The sequence below is a fragment of the Thermoflexus sp. genome, assembly GCF_042408815.1.
Taxonomy (GTDB): Bacteria; Chloroflexota; Anaerolineae; order Thermoflexales; family Thermoflexaceae; genus Thermoflexus.
Genome location: NZ_JBHOQR010000024.1, coordinates 14,358 through 28,485, shown reverse-complemented (window position 1 = coordinate 28,485; position 14,128 = coordinate 14,358). Strand labels below are relative to the sequence as shown.

Here is a 14,128-nt window from a genome sequence, read left to right as displayed (position 1 = left end):
ACGCATGCCGGTCCCGGTGATTATGCCCAAGTTCGAGATGGCCCAGGAGAGCGGGAAGATTCTCCGCTGGCTCAAGCGGGAGGGAGAGTCGGTGGCGAAGGGCGAGCCCATCCTGGAGGTGGAGACCGATAAGGTCGCCATGGAGGTGGAGGCGCCGGCCAGCGGGACCCTGGTGGGGATTCGGGCGGGGCCTGGCGAGGTGGTGCCCATTGGCCAGCCCATCGCCTACATTCTGCAGCCCGGCGAAGTCGAGGAAGCCTCTCCCTCCACGCCCTCCATGCCGGCGGCTCCCCAGGGCCCCCGGGCGACCCCGGTGGCCGAGCGCATTGCCCGGGCCCATGGCCTGGATCTGCATACGATCGCCGGCACCGGGCCAGGTGGGCGGGTGACCAAAGCGGATGTGGAGGCTTCCTTAGCCCGGCGTGCTCCGGTGGAAGCGGAAGGAAAGATCCCCGCGGTCCCTGCGGCGCGGCGACTGGCCCGGGAGCTGGGAGTGGATCTGCACACGGTGCGGGGGACCGGGCCTGGAGGCCGGATCCAGTCGGAGGATGTGCGGCGGGCGGCGGAGGCCTTGTCCCGGGTTGCAGCGCCGGAAGCCCCCGCCCCTCCGGCGATCCGTCGGCGAGTGCCGCTGACCGGGATGCGGCGGGCCATCGCGGAGCGGATGCTCCGAAGCGTGCGGGAAGCGCCCCAGTTCACGGTCAGCGTGGACGTGGAGATGAGCCGGGCGCTGGCCCTGGTGGAGGATCTGGCGGCGTGGGCAGAGCGGGAGGGCGGGCCCCGGGTGACCCTGACGGCCTTGCTGGTGAAGGCCTGTGCCTGGGCGTTACGGCGGCATGCGGCGCTCAACGCGACTCTGGAAGGGGAAGAAATCCTGGAATGGGAAGCCGTGAACATCGGCGTGGCGGTCGCTGTGCCCGAGGGCCTGGTGGTCCCGGTGATCCACGATGTCGATCGACGAGGGGTGATGGAGATCGCGCAGGCTCTGGAGGAGAAAGTGAAGCGGGCGCGGGAGGGACATCTGCGCCCGGAGGATGTGCAGGGAGGGACCTTCACCCTGTCGAACCTGGGGATGTATGGCGTGGATCGATTCACGGCGATCCTGAACCCGCCCCAGGCGGCCATCTTGGCTGTGGGCCGGGTGGCGAAGCGGCCGGCGGTCGGCGAGGGGGATCGCGTGGAGGTGCGCCTGATGGCCACTCTGACCCTAACGGCGGATCACCGGATCGTAGACGGCGCCCAGGCCGCCCGCTTCCTGGACGACCTGCGGATGGTTCTGGAACGCCCGGGGATCATGCTGGGATAGGAGGACTTGGATGGCGGAATCTTCAGCTGGGTCGTCTCGTCTGTGGGGACCCAGAAAGTGACGTGATCTGAGCGTCTGGTGATCATGCGAGATGTTGAGCATGGGATCTCGCCGGCCCTGGCGATCGCGACCCTGGCACGGCCGGTGAGTTTCCGCAATATGGTGAATCCTGAGTGGCTATCGCACCGATCTTCCACGCTTGATCCTGGCGCTGGCGTATCTGGCTCTCTATTTCGGTTTGTGGGCGCTGGTCTGGCGCCGGCCTCAAGCTTTTCTGAAGGCGCCGCAAGATAGGTGAAGACAGGAGGCAGCCTCCCCATGGGAATCGTACATCGGCGGAAGCCAGAGGGATGGGACTGGGAGGGCGTGCCTGTGGTCCCTTACACCGGACCGGGAGGAGTGTGTGGATCCCGGCGGGTGCTGATCGGCCCCCGGGAGCACGCTCGCTATTTCGCCCTCCGCTATTTTGAGCTCCCTCCCGGATGCCGTTCCAGCCTGGACCTCCATCCCCATGACCACGGCGTGGTGGTCCTGCAAGGGCGCGCCCGCGCCCGCCTGGGTTCGGAGATCGTGGAGGTTCAGGCGGGCGATGTGCTTTATATCCCGCCCATGGAGCTCCATCAGTTTGAGAACATCGGCGAGGAGCCTTTCGGGTTCCTATGTGTGATCCCGAATAAGGCGCTGCTTCAGAGGAAGCAACTGGAGGAGACGGGATGATCGCTCACACCCGGGCGGTGATCTATCACGGCCGGGAGGATCTCCGCATTGCAGATGTGCCTCTGCGGCCTCTCGCCGAAGGGGAAGTGCTGGTGCGGATCCGGGTCTGCGGCCTGTGCCCAGGGGAGATCATGGACTGGTATATGGCCCGGAAGGCGCCCCTCACCCCCGGCCACGAGCTGGTTGGAGAGGTGGTGGAAGTGGGGCCGGGGGTGACCTCCTTCCAGGGAGGGGAGCGGGTGGTGGTGCACCACCATGCGCCATGTGGAGCCTGCCGGTTCTGCCAGCGGGGCGATTACGTGCACTGCCCAACCTGGCGGTCTACCCGCCTGATCCCGGGCGGGCTGAGCACGTATGCCATCGTCCCCCCTCCGATCGTGGAACGGGATCTCCTCCCGATCCCGCCGCATGTTTCCGACGAGGTCGCGGCGTTCACGGAGCCCCTGGCAACGGTGGTGAAGGCCCTGCGGCGGGCCGGATTGCGCGCCGGGGATCGAGTGGCGGTGATCGGGCTGGGGGTGATGGGGTTGCTGCATGGGATGGTTGCGCGCTGGTGGGGGGCGGAGTGGGTCTGGGGGATCGATCGCATCCCCGCCCGCCTGGAGATCGGCGCGCAGCTCGGGATCGTCCCGGTCCCCGCTCCCGAAGCGGCCGAACGGATCCGCGCGGAGAGCGAGGGGCTGGGGGCCGATCTGGTCGTGGTGGGCCCTGGATCCGTGGAGGCGATCGAGCTGGGGTGGGCCCTTGTGGCCTCTGGAGGAACCCTGTTGCTGTTCACGCCGACGCCGCCCGAGGCCCGTTGGCCGGTGGATGTCCACACGCTGTATTTCCGGGAGATCCGGGTGATCCCCAGTTACTCCGCCGGTCCGTCGGATATGCAGGAGGCACTGCGCCTGCTTGCGGAAGGCCTTCCTGTGGAGCGCCTGATCACTCACCGGCTGCCGCTGGAGGAAACCCCCCAGGGCTATCAGGCGATGCGGGCCTATGAGGCATTAAAGGTGCTCGTTTATCCGTAGCCGGGTGAGGCTTGGGGATTCCGTGAGTCAAACCCTTTTATGCGCCGTCGATCTTCCGCCCCCCCGATCGTAGATGAGGTCATCCTTCCAGGCCAGGTAGATCCCAAGGGTGCGGATCCTGCGCATTGGACACCTCCGGTAGGGATGGGCTCCTCCGGAGGATAGCCGTTCGCGAGGGGCTCGGCTTTCCTCAAGGCGCCGGGGGCGGTAGGGGCGAATCGCCTGCCCGCCTTCCCGTTCGAGCCGAACGATCCCGGAGTCGGCCTGATCCGTTCGGACCAGGCCCCATTCTCCGATCCGCATGCCCACGAAGGCCAGCAGGTGCGGCACACCGAATCCCAGCCACGTGAGGCGCTCCGCCCGGAAGCCCTCGCTGATCAGGCACACCCCCTGTAAAGCACAAGCGCCAGCAGGGAAGCGCTCCCGGAGGCCTTCCGCCGCGAACGGCTCCAATGGCTCCGCGATGAGACGGGTTACTGGAACGCCCGACTCCGGTTACAATCAAGCCGGAACGGCATATGTTACCGGTTGGGCTGGAATCCATAGGATATAGGGGCCCCTCCCCACCATGTGAATTCTAGAGTGAGGATCTCCGATGAAGGGTGCAAGGAAGTGGATCCGGTGGAGCGTTGTGCTGTTGCTTGGGCTCAGTATCTGGGGAAGCTTTGCCACGGCTCTCCACGCTCAATCCGCGATGGCCGTTGCGGAGCGCTTCGATGTGGAGATCCGCGTGCAGTTAGACGGCACCATGGAGATCACCGAGCATCAAACGATCCGTTTCAATGGGACGTTCCGCCGGGGGTTCCGGGAGATCCCCCTGTGGCGCACGGAGGGGATCACCATCCTGGATCTCCAGGATGATGAGGCGACCTATCGTCGCGCGTCTTCTGGCCAGCCGTTTACCTATGAGGTGGAGGAAAGCCGTGAGGGGATCACCGTTCGGTGGTTTTTCCCGCCCACGACGAACGCGGTCCGAACTTTCCATCTGCGCTATCAGGTCCAGGGCGCGATCCGGCGATATCCGGAGGGGGATCAGCTGTGGTGGAATCCGCTTCCCGCCAAGCATGCGTATGAGATCCGCCATAGCACGGTCACGGTGGTCCTGCCCCCCGGGGCGTCGGCCCAGCGGATCGCCGCTTATGGCCCGGCGGATGGGGAGATCCTGGAAGGGGGACGGACGGTGCGCTTCCAGGCCCGACGTCCTCTCCAGCCGGATGAGTCCTTCGAGATCCGGGTTCAGTTCCCCCATGGCATCCTGCCCCCCGAGCCTCCGGCCTGGCAGGTCCAGGAGGACCGCCTGCCCTTGTATAACCTGGGGCTGCTGGCCATGGGGGTGTTGCTGCTGATCGGCGGACCGGCCTTGGCCCTGGCGCTATGGGCAGCGCGGGGGCGGGATCCCTATGTCGGGGTTGTGCCGGATTCGCTTGCCGAGCCGCCTTCCGCGGATCCTCCGGCGATGGTGGGCGTGCTGCTGGACGAGCGGGCGGATTTGCGAGACATCCTGGCGACGGTGGTGGATCTGGCCCGGCGAGGGGTGTTGACGATCGAGGAGGTTCGCGAAGGCTTTCGCCGGGAATTCCTCCTTCGGCGGACCGGACAGGAAAGGGATCTGCGGCCCTTTGAGGCGGTTTTGCTGCGTGCCCTTTTCAACGGAAGCTCGGTTCGCCGTATGGGGGAGCTTCGCTATCGCTTCGCCCATCGCCTGCCGGAGATCGAAGCGGCGCTGTATCGGGCGGTCGCCCAGGCGGGGTGGTTTGCCGGCCGTCCCGATCGGGTGCGGGGCGGCTATCAGTTCCTGGCCTTCGGGTTCGGCGGCCTGGCGGTGCTGGCGGGCATCGCCGCGGGGAACTGGAGCGGTCATGGGCTGTGGGGGATGTGGGCAGTCGTCGTGGGGTTGGGGGGAACATCCCTCGCGTGGTGGCTGATCGCCCCTCACATGCCCCGGAAAACCCGGAAAGGCGCGGAGCTGGCCGCCCGCTGGCGGGCCTTCGCTCAGGGATTGCGCCGGCTTCAGCAGATGGCGCCGGAGGAGGCGCGGGCACGGCTTGAGGCCTATCTTCCCTATGCGATCGCTTTCGGGATGGAGCGCCGGTTCCTGCGGCAGTGGCAGGAGCTGGCCCCCGATCTTCCGCCGCCGCCGTGGTATCGCCCGTGGATCGATCCGCGCCCCGCTTCCGCGCCGGGGAGGATCCCGGGCCATGCCGCGCCCGCTCCCGCTTCGGGGGGGCTGGGGGTTCCCTCGCTGGATGATGCGGCGAGCGCCCTGACCGGCAGTTTGAACGCCTTTGCTGAGGGCCTGACGAGCATGCTCAACGCGGCCGCGGATACGTTTGTCAGCCGTCCACCTTCGGATTGGGGAGGCGGCGGGCGCTGGAGCGGCGGCGGGAGCTTCGGCGGCAGGGGGGGCGGCGGGGGCCGAAGCGGGTTCGGATAATCCATTCTTCATCCGAGAGGGGGAAGCTGTATGCATCCACGCACCATGCAGACCCTGGGGATCCTGATGATCGGCGCCAGCGTCTTCCTGGAGATGGCCTTCCTCGGCTTCCTGGCCATCCAGCGGGTCCGGGCGGAGCTGACGCCTGGGGGCTTCGCGCTGGGGGCTTTCCTGATTTTTCTGGTGTTCTCCCCCCTGCTCATTGCGGGGATCTATTTATGGCGGCGGGGAGGTGTGGAGGCCCGGGAGGCGGAGGTGGCGGAGAAACAGCGTCAGCTTCTGGGGATGATCCAGGCGCGGGGGAAAGTCGCGCTTTCGGATATCGCCCTGGAGCTGCGGGCGAGCCGGGATCAGGTGCGGGCGTGGATCTATGATCTGGTGCACATGGGGCTTTTCTCCGGATACATCAACTGGTCGGAGGGCTTGCTATATTCGGCCGAGGCAGCAGCTTTGCGGGACGCCGGCAAATGTCCCAACTGCGGCGGGGCGCTGGAGCTGGCCGGGAAAGGGGTGATCCGCTGCCCCTATTGCGGCGCGGAGATCTTCCTCGCCCGGTGACCCTTCTTCCCTTCCGGCGGCTCAGAGAGCTGCAGGAAGGGGGGATCGCCCCTTCGGCTGTCTGCGAGGCATGATCGTCCTCGGGGAGGGCCCATGGCGGTTCGTGCGCGCACATTGAAAGAGGCATTGAATCTCTTCGACCCCCGGGTTCCGTTATCCGGGCGAGCCCTGGCCGCGTATTACGTGGAGCGGCCGGATGTTCCCACCCAAGAGCTGAAAGCCTACCTGGAGGCGATGGACGAGCCGGTGAAGGTGCTCTTCTCCGGCCACCGGGGGAGCGGCAAGAGCACCGAGCTCAACCGCCTGACAGGCCTTCTGAAGGGACGCTTCTTCATTGTGCACTTCTCGGTTCTGGAGATCCTGAACCTCACGGACCTCACCTATGTAGATCTCATCCTGGCCATTGCCCTGCGCCTGCTCCAACAGGCCACCGATGAACGCGTTCTGAAAGGCCGCAAGCGGGGCCTGGTAGGGATGGGAATGCTGGAGGACCTTTACCGCTGGTTGACCCACGAGATTGTGGAGGAGGAAATGGTCAGCCCCTCGCGCGAAGCCTCCGCCGAAGCGGCCCTCAACCTCCTGGCCCTGAAGCTTGAAGGGCGGGTCAAGACCGAGAGCAGCACCCGGCGGATGGTCCGGGAACGGGCGGAGCTGCGGCTCTTCGAGCTGGTATCCCGAACCAACCGGCTGATCGAGGAAATCCGCTCCAACGCCCGCCGGCCCGTCTTGGTGGTGGTAGAGGATCTGGATAAGCTCTCTTTCGAGCGAGCTATGGGGCTTTTCCTGAACCATGCCGCCCTGCTGGCGGAGCTGCGCGCGCATATCCTGTTCACCTTCCCCATCGCCCTGCGTTATGCCCGCGAGTTCCTTCAGATCCGCAACCATTTCAGCGAGCGGTTCATCGTCCCCAACGTGATGGTCTACGATCGCCATGGCCAGCTGCGGCCTGAAGGGCACCGGGTGATGCGGGAGATGGTGGAGCGCCGGGTGGAGCCTTATCTCATCGATCCGGAGGCGATCGATCTGGCCGTTCGGATGAGCGGCGGGATCCCCCTCACGCTGATTCAACTGGTCCAGTCGGCGATCCTGCATGGGCTTGCCGCCGGCCAGGATCGGATCGGCCTCCCCGAGATGCGCAGCGCTGTGATCCAGCTGCAGAACGACTATCGGGGAACCCTGCGGCCGGAGGACTACGGGGAGTTGCTGCGCTACCATCGCACGCGGACCTTTATCAACAACGAGCGCACCCGGGAGTTTTTGGCCAGCCTAAGCCTTCTGGAATACAGCGATGGGGAGCCGTGGTGCGATGTTCATCCCATTCTGCTCCCCCTGTTAGGGGAACCATGAGGCGGGAAAAGCCCATGGATCCGGCCTCCCAGGATGAGCGGTGATCCCCACCCCTGCGCCGCGGGAACGGAGTCGCCCGCTTAGGGGTTCAGACGATAGCCATAACGACGCACGGTCTGAATCCAACGTGGACGCTTGGGGTTAGCTTCCATCTTCTGGCGGAGGTTCCAGATATACCAACGGAGGGCTTGCAGAGATCCCTCCTGGGTCCCTCCCCAGATGGCGGTCAGCAGCTCGGCGATAGAGACCACTCGCCCGGCCCGTTCGGCCAGATAAACCAGGAGCGTGTATTCGATGGGGGAGAGATCCAGGGGTTGGCCTTGGAATCGCACCTGCCGCCGTTCCCGGTCGATCACCAGGGTGCCGTTCCCGATCTCCAGGATCGGCGATGCGGCAGGGGCGGCCTGGCGCACCCGCCGCAGGATCGCTTCCACGCGGGCCAGCAGCTCCTCAACCGCGAAAGGCTTGACAATATAATCATCCCCTCCCAGAACCAGCCCCCGCACTCGGTCCGGGATCTCCTCTAAAGCGGTCAGGAAAAGGATCGGCACCGTGGAGACCCGCCGGATGCGTCGACAGACCTCCCAGCCCTCGATGTCAGGGAGCAGCACATCCAGGATCACCACATCCGGATGGTGGAGGTCGAACAGCGAAAGCCCCTCCCCCCCGGTGCCCGCTGCGAGCACCTCATAGCCCTCCTGGATCAGGGTCCGCGTCAACAGCTCCCGTAACAACGGATCGTCATCTATCAGTAGGATCAGCGCTTTCCCATTCATCATCGTTTCCCTTTACCTCCACCCCGGGTTGGTCGACCCCCCCGACGATCCCCGTAAGCCACGCTTCTCAGTTGATGGCGAATCTATAGTTTCCAAGACTATTCTGAGATTTTGGCTTAGATTTTACCTTAGTGGGGAGAGGCTTTCCACCACTGGGTGGAAAGCCGGCGGCATCGACAGGGAACCGGCTTTCTTACCATTCATACCAGTCTGGAGGCCAGGCTGGGCGAGGCTGGGGGCGGCGGGCGAAGAAGCGGACGAGCAGCCAGCCGGCCACGAACCCGCCGATGTGCGCCCACCAACCGATGCCCCCCACAGATGGGCTTGCCGTGGTGATGGCGGCTAGGCCATTGATGAACTGGAGCAGGAACCACATCACCAGCAGCACGGCCGCTGGGACTTCAAAGAAGCCCAGGCCGAAAAAGAAATAAGGGGCCAGCACCGTCACCCGCGCCCCCGGGAATAAAACCAGGTAAGCGCCCAGCACCCCCGCGATGGCCCCGCTGGCGCCGATCAGGGGGACCCGGGAGCCGAAGAGGACGAAGGTCTGGATCAGGCCGGCGATGACCCCGCAGAGGAGATAAAAAACCAGATAGCGCATGTGGCCCATGCGGTCTTCTACATTGTCCCCGAACACCCATAGGTAGAGCATATTGCCCAGAATATGAGCCCACCCCCCATGCAGGAACTGGCTGGTGACCAACGTGATCAGCCAGAAGGGATCCGCATGCCCCAGGATGGCGCCCCAGATCCGAATGGGCACCGCCCCCCATGTAAACAGGAAGCGATCCAGCGCCCGCGAAGGCAGCGAGAGCTCGAACAGGAAAATCAGGGCATTCACCAGGATCAGCGTCCAGTTGACGATGGGAATCGTTCGGCTTCGCGGGCTGTCACTGATGGGAATCATCTGGAAATCCCTGGCGAAAAGATCAAAACCCATTATACCTCTGTTGGAGGAAACCGTAGGGCGGAGGCGGAGCGTTATGTGCTGGCCTGGATCGATGGGATGGTGGTTGGGCGCGAAGGGAGCAGGCTGGATGGTCCCCTCCTTTTTCCCGGCGGGTTTTGAGAGGATTAGGGGTCAGGCTGATCCCGAACGCCTTCCGGCAGAGATCCCCGGTAGCCCTTGATCGTTTGGCTTGACGGAGAATGGAGGGCTGGGCATAATTGCTGATGGAGGGATGGCCGAGCGGCTGAAGGCGGCGGTCTTGAAAACCGCTAGGAGGCCTGAGCGCCTCCTCGGGGGTTCAAATCCCCCTCCCTCCGCCTGCGGGGTGCTCCAGGGGCCCATGGCGGGTCGCTGGGAAGTCCATGGGTCATCCGGGTGACTGGGGGATCGGTCACCCGGATCGTCCTGTTCGCTATGGAGGGGTGCCGGAGTGGCCTAACGGGACCGCCTGCTAAGCGGTGGGGGGTGCGAAAAGCCTCCCTCGAGGGTTCGAATCCCTCCCCCTCCGCCTGCCCGCGGGGCAGCGCCTCAGGCGCTGCCCCGTTTTTCATCCTCCATCGAACGGTGTGCAATCCATGGGGGTGCCGGGCTGGACCATCCGGTGATCCTCTTCACCTATCGAATGATCCGTCGTGCCGCCTGCTCACACAGGTGACGCCCGCCGGCCTCCAGCCACTCCTGGAGCCGGGGGCTTTGGGTCGCTCCCCGCCGGGCGTCCTCGTAGATGCCCACTCCCCAGTAGACATAGCGTCGGGTCTCCTCGCCCCAGCGTTCTGGGCGCCCGATGACGGTGTGGCCTCCGTTATAGCCGGCCAGGGCACCCGCGACATCGCCCCCCGCTTTGCGCCACGCCTCTGCCAGATACGAAAGCCCGGCGCGCGCATTCGTCTCCGGATCCCACGGATCCTCCCGGGCTCCGAAATGGAAGGGCATCACCTGGAAGAGCCCGATGGCCCCACGGGAGGATCGAGCCAGCGGATCCCCACAGGATTCAATCTGCATCACCGTGGCGATCAGATTGGGATCCAGCTGGTAAGCCTGCGCCCAGGCCAGGATCTGCGCCGACCAGCGTTGCACTTCGGGCGTAAACAAAGGGGCCAAACCCCTTCCCTCCTCTCCTCCGCGGTGAGGGGCCGGGAAGGGGGAGAGGTGGATGGCCTCCTCTGGATTCAGGGCCATGGCCACCAACCCGGCCAGCGGTGTCAACAGCAGGACCGCCAGCATGGCAATCCCCAACGGAAGACCGCGCGTAACCCAGCGTTGCGCTTCCAGGGTCCACATCGCCTCCACCTCCGCGAGCCTTCCAGCATTCAAGGGGGGGAGCGGCCCGCTCTGCCGTCTCTGGACTCGATCGGCACCGGGGCAGGAGCCCCGCGTCCCGGCGCCCCTGCTCTCTGCACCGGCCGATTAACGCGGACCGACCCGCTGTCGTCGCGTGGCCTCCTGGTCCTCCGGCGCGATCAGACGAGGTCCGGGAGCGGCCCCTCGCGTCTCCTCCGCGGCTTCCGACATCTGGGCGATCCGGGAATCCGCCCACGCCTGGAGGCGATCGGCGAGCCAGCGCGCCGCGGGCAGCAGCAGCCCCATCATCGTGCTCACCAAGAGGACCCGGCCCGTCCAAACCAGGAAGGCTATGGCGGTTGGGATGTAGGGTATCATGGCGTTGACCCAGGCCGTGCGGGGCGTGCCGGTCTGCGTGAGCGGCGAGGCCATCAGCGCCAGGGTGACGGCCCACCACTTGAGCAGGGCATTGGCCCCCGAGGCCAGAAGCCAGGCCACCAGCACATACCAGAAGCCGGGCTTCTCCCGCTCCTGGGGGAGCGAAAGATAGAGCAGACCCGACAAATCCACCAACCACAGGCCCAGGGCTAGCAGCATCCCCCAGGTCACTCCATCCGCTGTTAAGTTGCCGAAGAGCGTGGTCAACGCGTATTGAGACGCTGAGTAATTGAACCACTCCAGCGCCAGCCATCCCCCGGCCATCATCAGCCCCACCACCAGCGGCACCCCGATCTCCCCGCTCGAGGCCGGAGGTATCCTCTTCTCGCGGTTCGGTTGGGAGGCCAGACCCTCCGGTTGAGCCGTTCGGAATCCATGCCAGACCATCCGAGCCTCCTTAGAACATTTGTTCTAATCCGCAGCCTCATCATATCACTGGGCGGATGGGGCGTCAAGTCCGGGCCTTCGCGGGCGCTTCTTCTCACACAGGCTCTGGGCGTCTGCTGCGCTTCATTGGCCTGGCTACTGGGGGTCAGGCAGGGCGGGAGAGGGGACCGGCATCCTGCACCGTCTGCCCATGGGAGCGCGTTCACCCAAACAGGGGTTTATTCGGGCAGCGTGGCCAGCCAGAGGCTCAACCGCTCCTGCTCCTCCGGGGAAGCTGGCGTGGTTCCTTCCATCCGCTCCACCGGCCAGAGCAGGGGGTAGCCGCAGAGCGGGCAGATGGGGGAAATGCCGCTTTCCATGAAACGAAGGGCGTGTCCTTCCAACTCCACGATCCACTCTTCCGCCTGCACCCGATGCACCCACGCGCCTTCATGGGCCTGACATCCGGCCCGATCGCAAAACAGCTGGATCTTCTCCATTCGAACGACCCCTCCAGTGGTCACGCTGGATGAAAAGGACCATCGCTCAGGATGGGATTTCCCGAAGGGCTTGCGATGGCCTGTCCCTTTCGAACCCCTCAGGGAGGTTGCGCGAGCCCCAATGCCCTTATTGTCCTTCCGGCCCACGCATCTGTCCACTTTGTATGGTCCCCCAGGAAGCGGAGGCGTGATCCGCGATGGTTCCACGCCCGCGCTGTTTCGCGAGATCCCCGCGATTTACGCTACAATCGTAGAGATTGGGACAGTGGTTCTGCGGTGTCGGAATCATCGGGGCTGGGAAAGGCATATTCAGCGAGGTCGAGGGAAGAGGGATGGAGGCGGAGATCCGACCCCTGCGCACGCTGGAAGAGATCGAGGCGTGTGTGGAGCTCCAGCGCCGGATCTGGGGCTCGGATGATCTGGATGTGGTTCCCGCTCATGTGCTCATCACGGCGGCCCATAATGGAGGGGTGCTTCTGGGCGCCTTTGCCGGCGGCCAGCTGGTGGGGTTTGTGTTTGGTTTCCTGGGAACCGATGAGCGTCGAGGGCGGGAGGCCCCAGCCACGGTCAAGCTGAAGCATTGCTCCCATCAACTGGGCGTGCTCCCCGAATGGCAGGATAAGGGCATCGGTTACCAGCTCAAGCTCGCGCAGCGCGAGGCGGTCCGCAATCAGGGCCTGCGGCTGATCACCTGGACCTATGACCCGTTGGAGAGCCGCAACGCCTATTTCAACATCGCCAAGCTGGGGGCCGTGTGCAACACCTACATCCGGAACGCCTATGGGGAGCTCCACGACGCCCTGAACCGGGGGCTGCCCACGGACCGTTTCCAGGTGGACTGGTATATCGCCAGCCGGCGGGTGGCGGCTCGCCTGAGCCAGGGCCATTTCGCTCTCTCCCGTTCCTCCTTTGAGCAGGCCGGCGCGGTGCTGGTGAACCCCTGCCGCTTCGATGAACGCGGCCTGCCGATTCCCCCCGAAACGTTCCAAACTCCAGATGTCGGCTTCTGGCTGGTGGAAATCCCTCACCGCTTCCAGGAGGTCAAGCGGCAGGATCCGGGCCTGGCCCGGGCCTGGCGGTTCCACACGCGGGAGCTTTTCGAAACCGCCTTCGCCCTCGGTTACTTGGTGGTGGATTTCGTCCGGGAACAGGAGCCGGGAAGGCCTCCCCGCAGCTTCTATGCCCTGGTCCGGGCGCACCTGACCGGAAGGGAGCCATGGAGCGTCTTCGCCCGGGATCTCGTGGACCTTCGGGATGCGGAGTGATCGCGGATGCGGCTCTCTCGATTTCAGGATCCTGCCGTCTTCGATGAGCTGGCGGAGGCATGGATCGATCTGTTGCGCCGATCCTCGGTGGATGCCCCCTTTCTGCGCCCGGGCTGGCTGCGGATCTGGTGGGAGCATTTCGGGGAAGGAGAGCTCCACCTGCTGACATTTGAGGAAGAAGGGCGGCTGATCGGCCTCGCGCCCCTGCGCCGGATCGCCCGGGATGGCTATCGGGTGCTGGAGACCTTCGGCGAGGAGGTCACAGATTATCTGGATCTCCCGGCGGAGTCCGGCCGGGAGGGGGAGATCGCCCACAGGCTTCTGGCCTGGCTGCTCAGCCCGGGGGCGCCGGAGTGGGATCTCCTGATCCTGTGGAACATCCGGGAGGATTCTCCCTTGTATCCCCTATGGCCGAACCTGGCCTCCGCTTACGGCCTGACCGTTCAGGTGGAGCCGTTGACAGTATGCCCAGTGCTGCGATTGCCCGCGACGTGGGAGGCGTATCTCCAGATGCTGGATGGGAAGGACCGTCACGAGCTGCGTCGCAAGATGCGCCGGGTGGAGTCACTGGAAAACATCCGCTGGTATATCCTGCGAGAGGAAGGACCAGATATCGAGGAAGCCATCGAAGCGTTCCTGGATCTGATGGCCGCCAGCAGCCCTGAGAAGGCGGACTTCCTGAGCGAACGCATGCGCGCCTTCTTTCGTCGCGTGATCCGTTATGGCCTCCGGGAAGGATGGGCGCGCCTCTCGTTTATCGAGATCGAGGGCGAGAAGGCCGCGACCTACCTGGATTTCGATTACGGGGATCGGATCTGGCTGTACAACGCGGGTTTCCATCCTCGCTTCGCTGGCCTGAGCCCCGGGGTGGTCCTGCTCGCTTACCTGATCCGTCATGCGATCGAGCGGGGGAAGCGCGTCTTCGATTTCCTGCGGGGAGATGAACCGTATAAGTTCCGCTTCGGGGCCCGGGAGGTGCCCCTGTATCGCATCGTGATCTCCCGGACCGAGGAAGGGAGCTTCTCCACCCCCTTGTGAGCGGGTGCCTGGGGCAAGCGCTGCCGTCAAGGGGGCGGGGGAAGCCTTCCGGCCTTCTCCATATGAGGCAACGGGGCATGCCAGGGATGGGCCGATCCGGGAAGATCTCTTTGAGAATGCAAGCACCATCTGTGTGG

14 protein-coding genes and 2 tRNA genes are annotated in these 14,128 nt (G+C 65.0%); 10 read left to right on the top strand and 6 right to left on the bottom strand.

Annotated elements, in window-relative coordinates:
* The first annotated feature begins 4 nt into the window (after positions 1 to 4).
* The 3 genes from ACFMO3_RS07600 (at position 5) to ACFMO3_RS07590 (ending at position 3,039) form a co-directional block, all read left to right on the top strand.
* Positions 5 to 1,306 carry a dihydrolipoamide acetyltransferase family protein gene (locus ACFMO3_RS07600; protein WP_376789818.1) on the top strand — a complete coding sequence of 434 codons (1,302 nt, stop codon included), beginning with the start codon at positions 5 to 7 and terminating at the stop codon, positions 1,304 to 1,306.
* A 318-nt stretch (positions 1,307 to 1,624) separates the two neighbouring features.
* Positions 1,625 to 2,023: a cupin domain-containing protein gene (locus ACFMO3_RS07595; protein WP_376789817.1), complete on the top strand. Its 399-nt coding sequence runs from the start codon at positions 1,625 to 1,627 to the stop codon at positions 2,021 to 2,023.
* The gene (locus tag ACFMO3_RS07590; RefSeq protein WP_376789816.1) at positions 2,020 to 3,039 is read left to right on the top strand and encodes an alcohol dehydrogenase catalytic domain-containing protein; all 1,020 of its coding nucleotides are present in this window, start codon (positions 2,020 to 2,022) and stop codon (positions 3,037 to 3,039) included. Before ACFMO3_RS07595 ends, ACFMO3_RS07590 begins: the two co-directional genes overlap by 4 nt.
* Positions 3,040 to 3,066: 27 nt before the next feature.
* Here ACFMO3_RS07590 and ACFMO3_RS07585 read toward each other — a convergent pair whose 3' ends face one another.
* Positions 3,067 to 3,492 carry a hypothetical protein gene (locus ACFMO3_RS07585; protein WP_376789815.1) on the bottom strand — a complete coding sequence of 142 codons (426 nt, stop codon included), beginning with the start codon at positions 3,490 to 3,492 and terminating at the stop codon, positions 3,067 to 3,069.
* A gap of 142 nt (positions 3,493 to 3,634) precedes the next feature.
* Between ACFMO3_RS07585 and ACFMO3_RS07580 the strand changes: the two genes are divergently transcribed.
* The 3 genes from ACFMO3_RS07580 (at position 3,635) to ACFMO3_RS07570 (ending at position 7,378) form a co-directional block, all read left to right on the top strand.
* Complete coding sequence (locus tag ACFMO3_RS07580; protein ID WP_376789814.1) at positions 3,635 to 5,473, top strand: DUF2207 family protein; 1,839 nt, start codon at positions 3,635 to 3,637, stop codon at positions 5,471 to 5,473.
* Between the two features lie 30 nt (positions 5,474 to 5,503).
* Positions 5,504 to 6,031, top strand: coding sequence for a hypothetical protein (locus tag ACFMO3_RS07575; RefSeq protein ID WP_376789813.1), 528 nt, complete (start codon positions 5,504 to 5,506; stop codon positions 6,029 to 6,031).
* A gap of 93 nt (positions 6,032 to 6,124) precedes the next feature.
* The gene (locus tag ACFMO3_RS07570; RefSeq protein ID WP_376789812.1) at positions 6,125 to 7,378 is read left to right on the top strand and encodes a hypothetical protein; all 1,254 of its coding nucleotides are present in this window, start codon (positions 6,125 to 6,127) and stop codon (positions 7,376 to 7,378) included.
* Between the two features lie 80 nt (positions 7,379 to 7,458).
* On the opposite strand, the gene ACFMO3_RS07565 is transcribed toward ACFMO3_RS07570, so the two are convergent.
* Together ACFMO3_RS07565 and ACFMO3_RS07560 are read right to left on the bottom strand one after the other, a co-directional pair.
* Positions 7,459 to 8,157: a response regulator transcription factor gene (locus ACFMO3_RS07565; protein WP_376789811.1), complete on the bottom strand. Its 699-nt coding sequence runs from the start codon at positions 8,155 to 8,157 to the stop codon at positions 7,459 to 7,461.
* Positions 8,158 to 8,347: 190 nt separating this feature from the next.
* On the bottom strand, positions 8,348 to 9,061 hold the full coding sequence (locus ACFMO3_RS07560) for a rhomboid family intramembrane serine protease (RefSeq protein ID WP_376789810.1): 714 nt from the start codon (positions 9,059 to 9,061) through the stop codon (positions 8,348 to 8,350).
* A gap of 268 nt (positions 9,062 to 9,329) precedes the next feature.
* Between ACFMO3_RS07560 and ACFMO3_RS07555 the strand changes: the two genes are divergently transcribed.
* Positions 9,330 to 9,420 (top strand) — tRNA-Ser (locus tag ACFMO3_RS07555).
* A 99-nt stretch (positions 9,421 to 9,519) separates the two neighbouring features.
* Positions 9,520 to 9,611: transfer RNA gene (locus ACFMO3_RS07550), tRNA-Ser, on the top strand.
* Between the two features lie 107 nt (positions 9,612 to 9,718).
* On the opposite strand, the gene ACFMO3_RS07545 is transcribed toward ACFMO3_RS07550, so the two are convergent.
* From ACFMO3_RS07545 to ACFMO3_RS07535, 3 genes are all read right to left on the bottom strand, one after another.
* Positions 9,719 to 10,384, bottom strand: coding sequence for a lytic transglycosylase domain-containing protein (locus ACFMO3_RS07545; RefSeq protein ID WP_376789809.1), 666 nt, complete (start codon positions 10,382 to 10,384; stop codon positions 9,719 to 9,721).
* Between the two features lie 126 nt (positions 10,385 to 10,510).
* A complete protein-coding gene (locus ACFMO3_RS07540; RefSeq protein WP_376789808.1) occupies positions 10,511 to 11,209 on the bottom strand; it encodes a hypothetical protein in 699 nt (232 codons plus the stop codon).
* A gap of 218 nt (positions 11,210 to 11,427) precedes the next feature.
* Positions 11,428 to 11,688 (bottom strand): hypothetical protein, encoded by a 261-nt coding sequence (locus ACFMO3_RS07535; RefSeq protein ID WP_376789807.1) that lies wholly within the window; start codon positions 11,686 to 11,688, stop codon positions 11,428 to 11,430.
* 332 nt (positions 11,689 to 12,020) lie between these two features.
* On the opposite strand from ACFMO3_RS07535, the gene ACFMO3_RS07530 reads away from it, so the two are divergent.
* A complete protein-coding gene (locus tag ACFMO3_RS07530; protein WP_376789806.1) occupies positions 12,021 to 12,953 on the top strand; it encodes a GNAT family N-acetyltransferase in 933 nt (310 codons plus the stop codon).
* 6 nt (positions 12,954 to 12,959) lie between these two features.
* Positions 12,960 to 13,991: a GNAT family N-acetyltransferase gene (locus tag ACFMO3_RS07525; RefSeq protein ID WP_376789805.1), complete on the top strand. Its 1,032-nt coding sequence runs from the start codon at positions 12,960 to 12,962 to the stop codon at positions 13,989 to 13,991.
* Positions 13,992 to 14,128 lie beyond the last annotated feature (137 nt).

Excerpts from the sequence above, each read along its gene's own strand:
- ACFMO3_RS07600 (WP_376789818.1), top strand. The coding sequence starts at position 5 with ATGCCGGTCCCGGTGATTATGCCCAAGTTCGAGATGGCCCAGGAGAGC.
- ACFMO3_RS07595 (WP_376789817.1), top strand. The coding sequence starts at position 1,625 with ATGGGAATCGTACATCGGCGGAAGCCAGAGGGATGGGACTGGGAGGGC.
- ACFMO3_RS07590 (WP_376789816.1), top strand. The coding sequence starts at position 2,020 with ATGATCGCTCACACCCGGGCGGTGATCTATCACGGCCGGGAGGATCTC.
- ACFMO3_RS07580 (WP_376789814.1), top strand. The coding sequence starts at position 3,635 with ATGAAGGGTGCAAGGAAGTGGATCCGGTGGAGCGTTGTGCTGTTGCTT.
- ACFMO3_RS07575 (WP_376789813.1), top strand. The coding sequence starts at position 5,504 with ATGCATCCACGCACCATGCAGACCCTGGGGATCCTGATGATCGGCGCC.
- ACFMO3_RS07570 (WP_376789812.1), top strand. The coding sequence starts at position 6,125 with ATGGCGGTTCGTGCGCGCACATTGAAAGAGGCATTGAATCTCTTCGAC.
- ACFMO3_RS07565 (WP_376789811.1), bottom strand. The coding sequence starts at position 8,157 with ATGATGAATGGGAAAGCGCTGATCCTACTGATAGATGACGATCCGTTG.
- ACFMO3_RS07560 (WP_376789810.1), bottom strand. The coding sequence starts at position 9,061 with ATGATTCCCATCAGTGACAGCCCGCGAAGCCGAACGATTCCCATCGTC.
- ACFMO3_RS07545 (WP_376789809.1), bottom strand. The coding sequence starts at position 10,384 with ATGTGGACCCTGGAAGCGCAACGCTGGGTTACGCGCGGTCTTCCGTTG.
- ACFMO3_RS07540 (WP_376789808.1), bottom strand. The coding sequence starts at position 11,209 with ATGGTCTGGCATGGATTCCGAACGGCTCAACCGGAGGGTCTGGCCTCC.
- ACFMO3_RS07535 (WP_376789807.1), bottom strand. The coding sequence starts at position 11,688 with ATGGAGAAGATCCAGCTGTTTTGCGATCGGGCCGGATGTCAGGCCCAT.
- ACFMO3_RS07530 (WP_376789806.1), top strand. The coding sequence starts at position 12,021 with ATGGAGGCGGAGATCCGACCCCTGCGCACGCTGGAAGAGATCGAGGCG.
- ACFMO3_RS07525 (WP_376789805.1), top strand. The coding sequence starts at position 12,960 with ATGCGGCTCTCTCGATTTCAGGATCCTGCCGTCTTCGATGAGCTGGCG.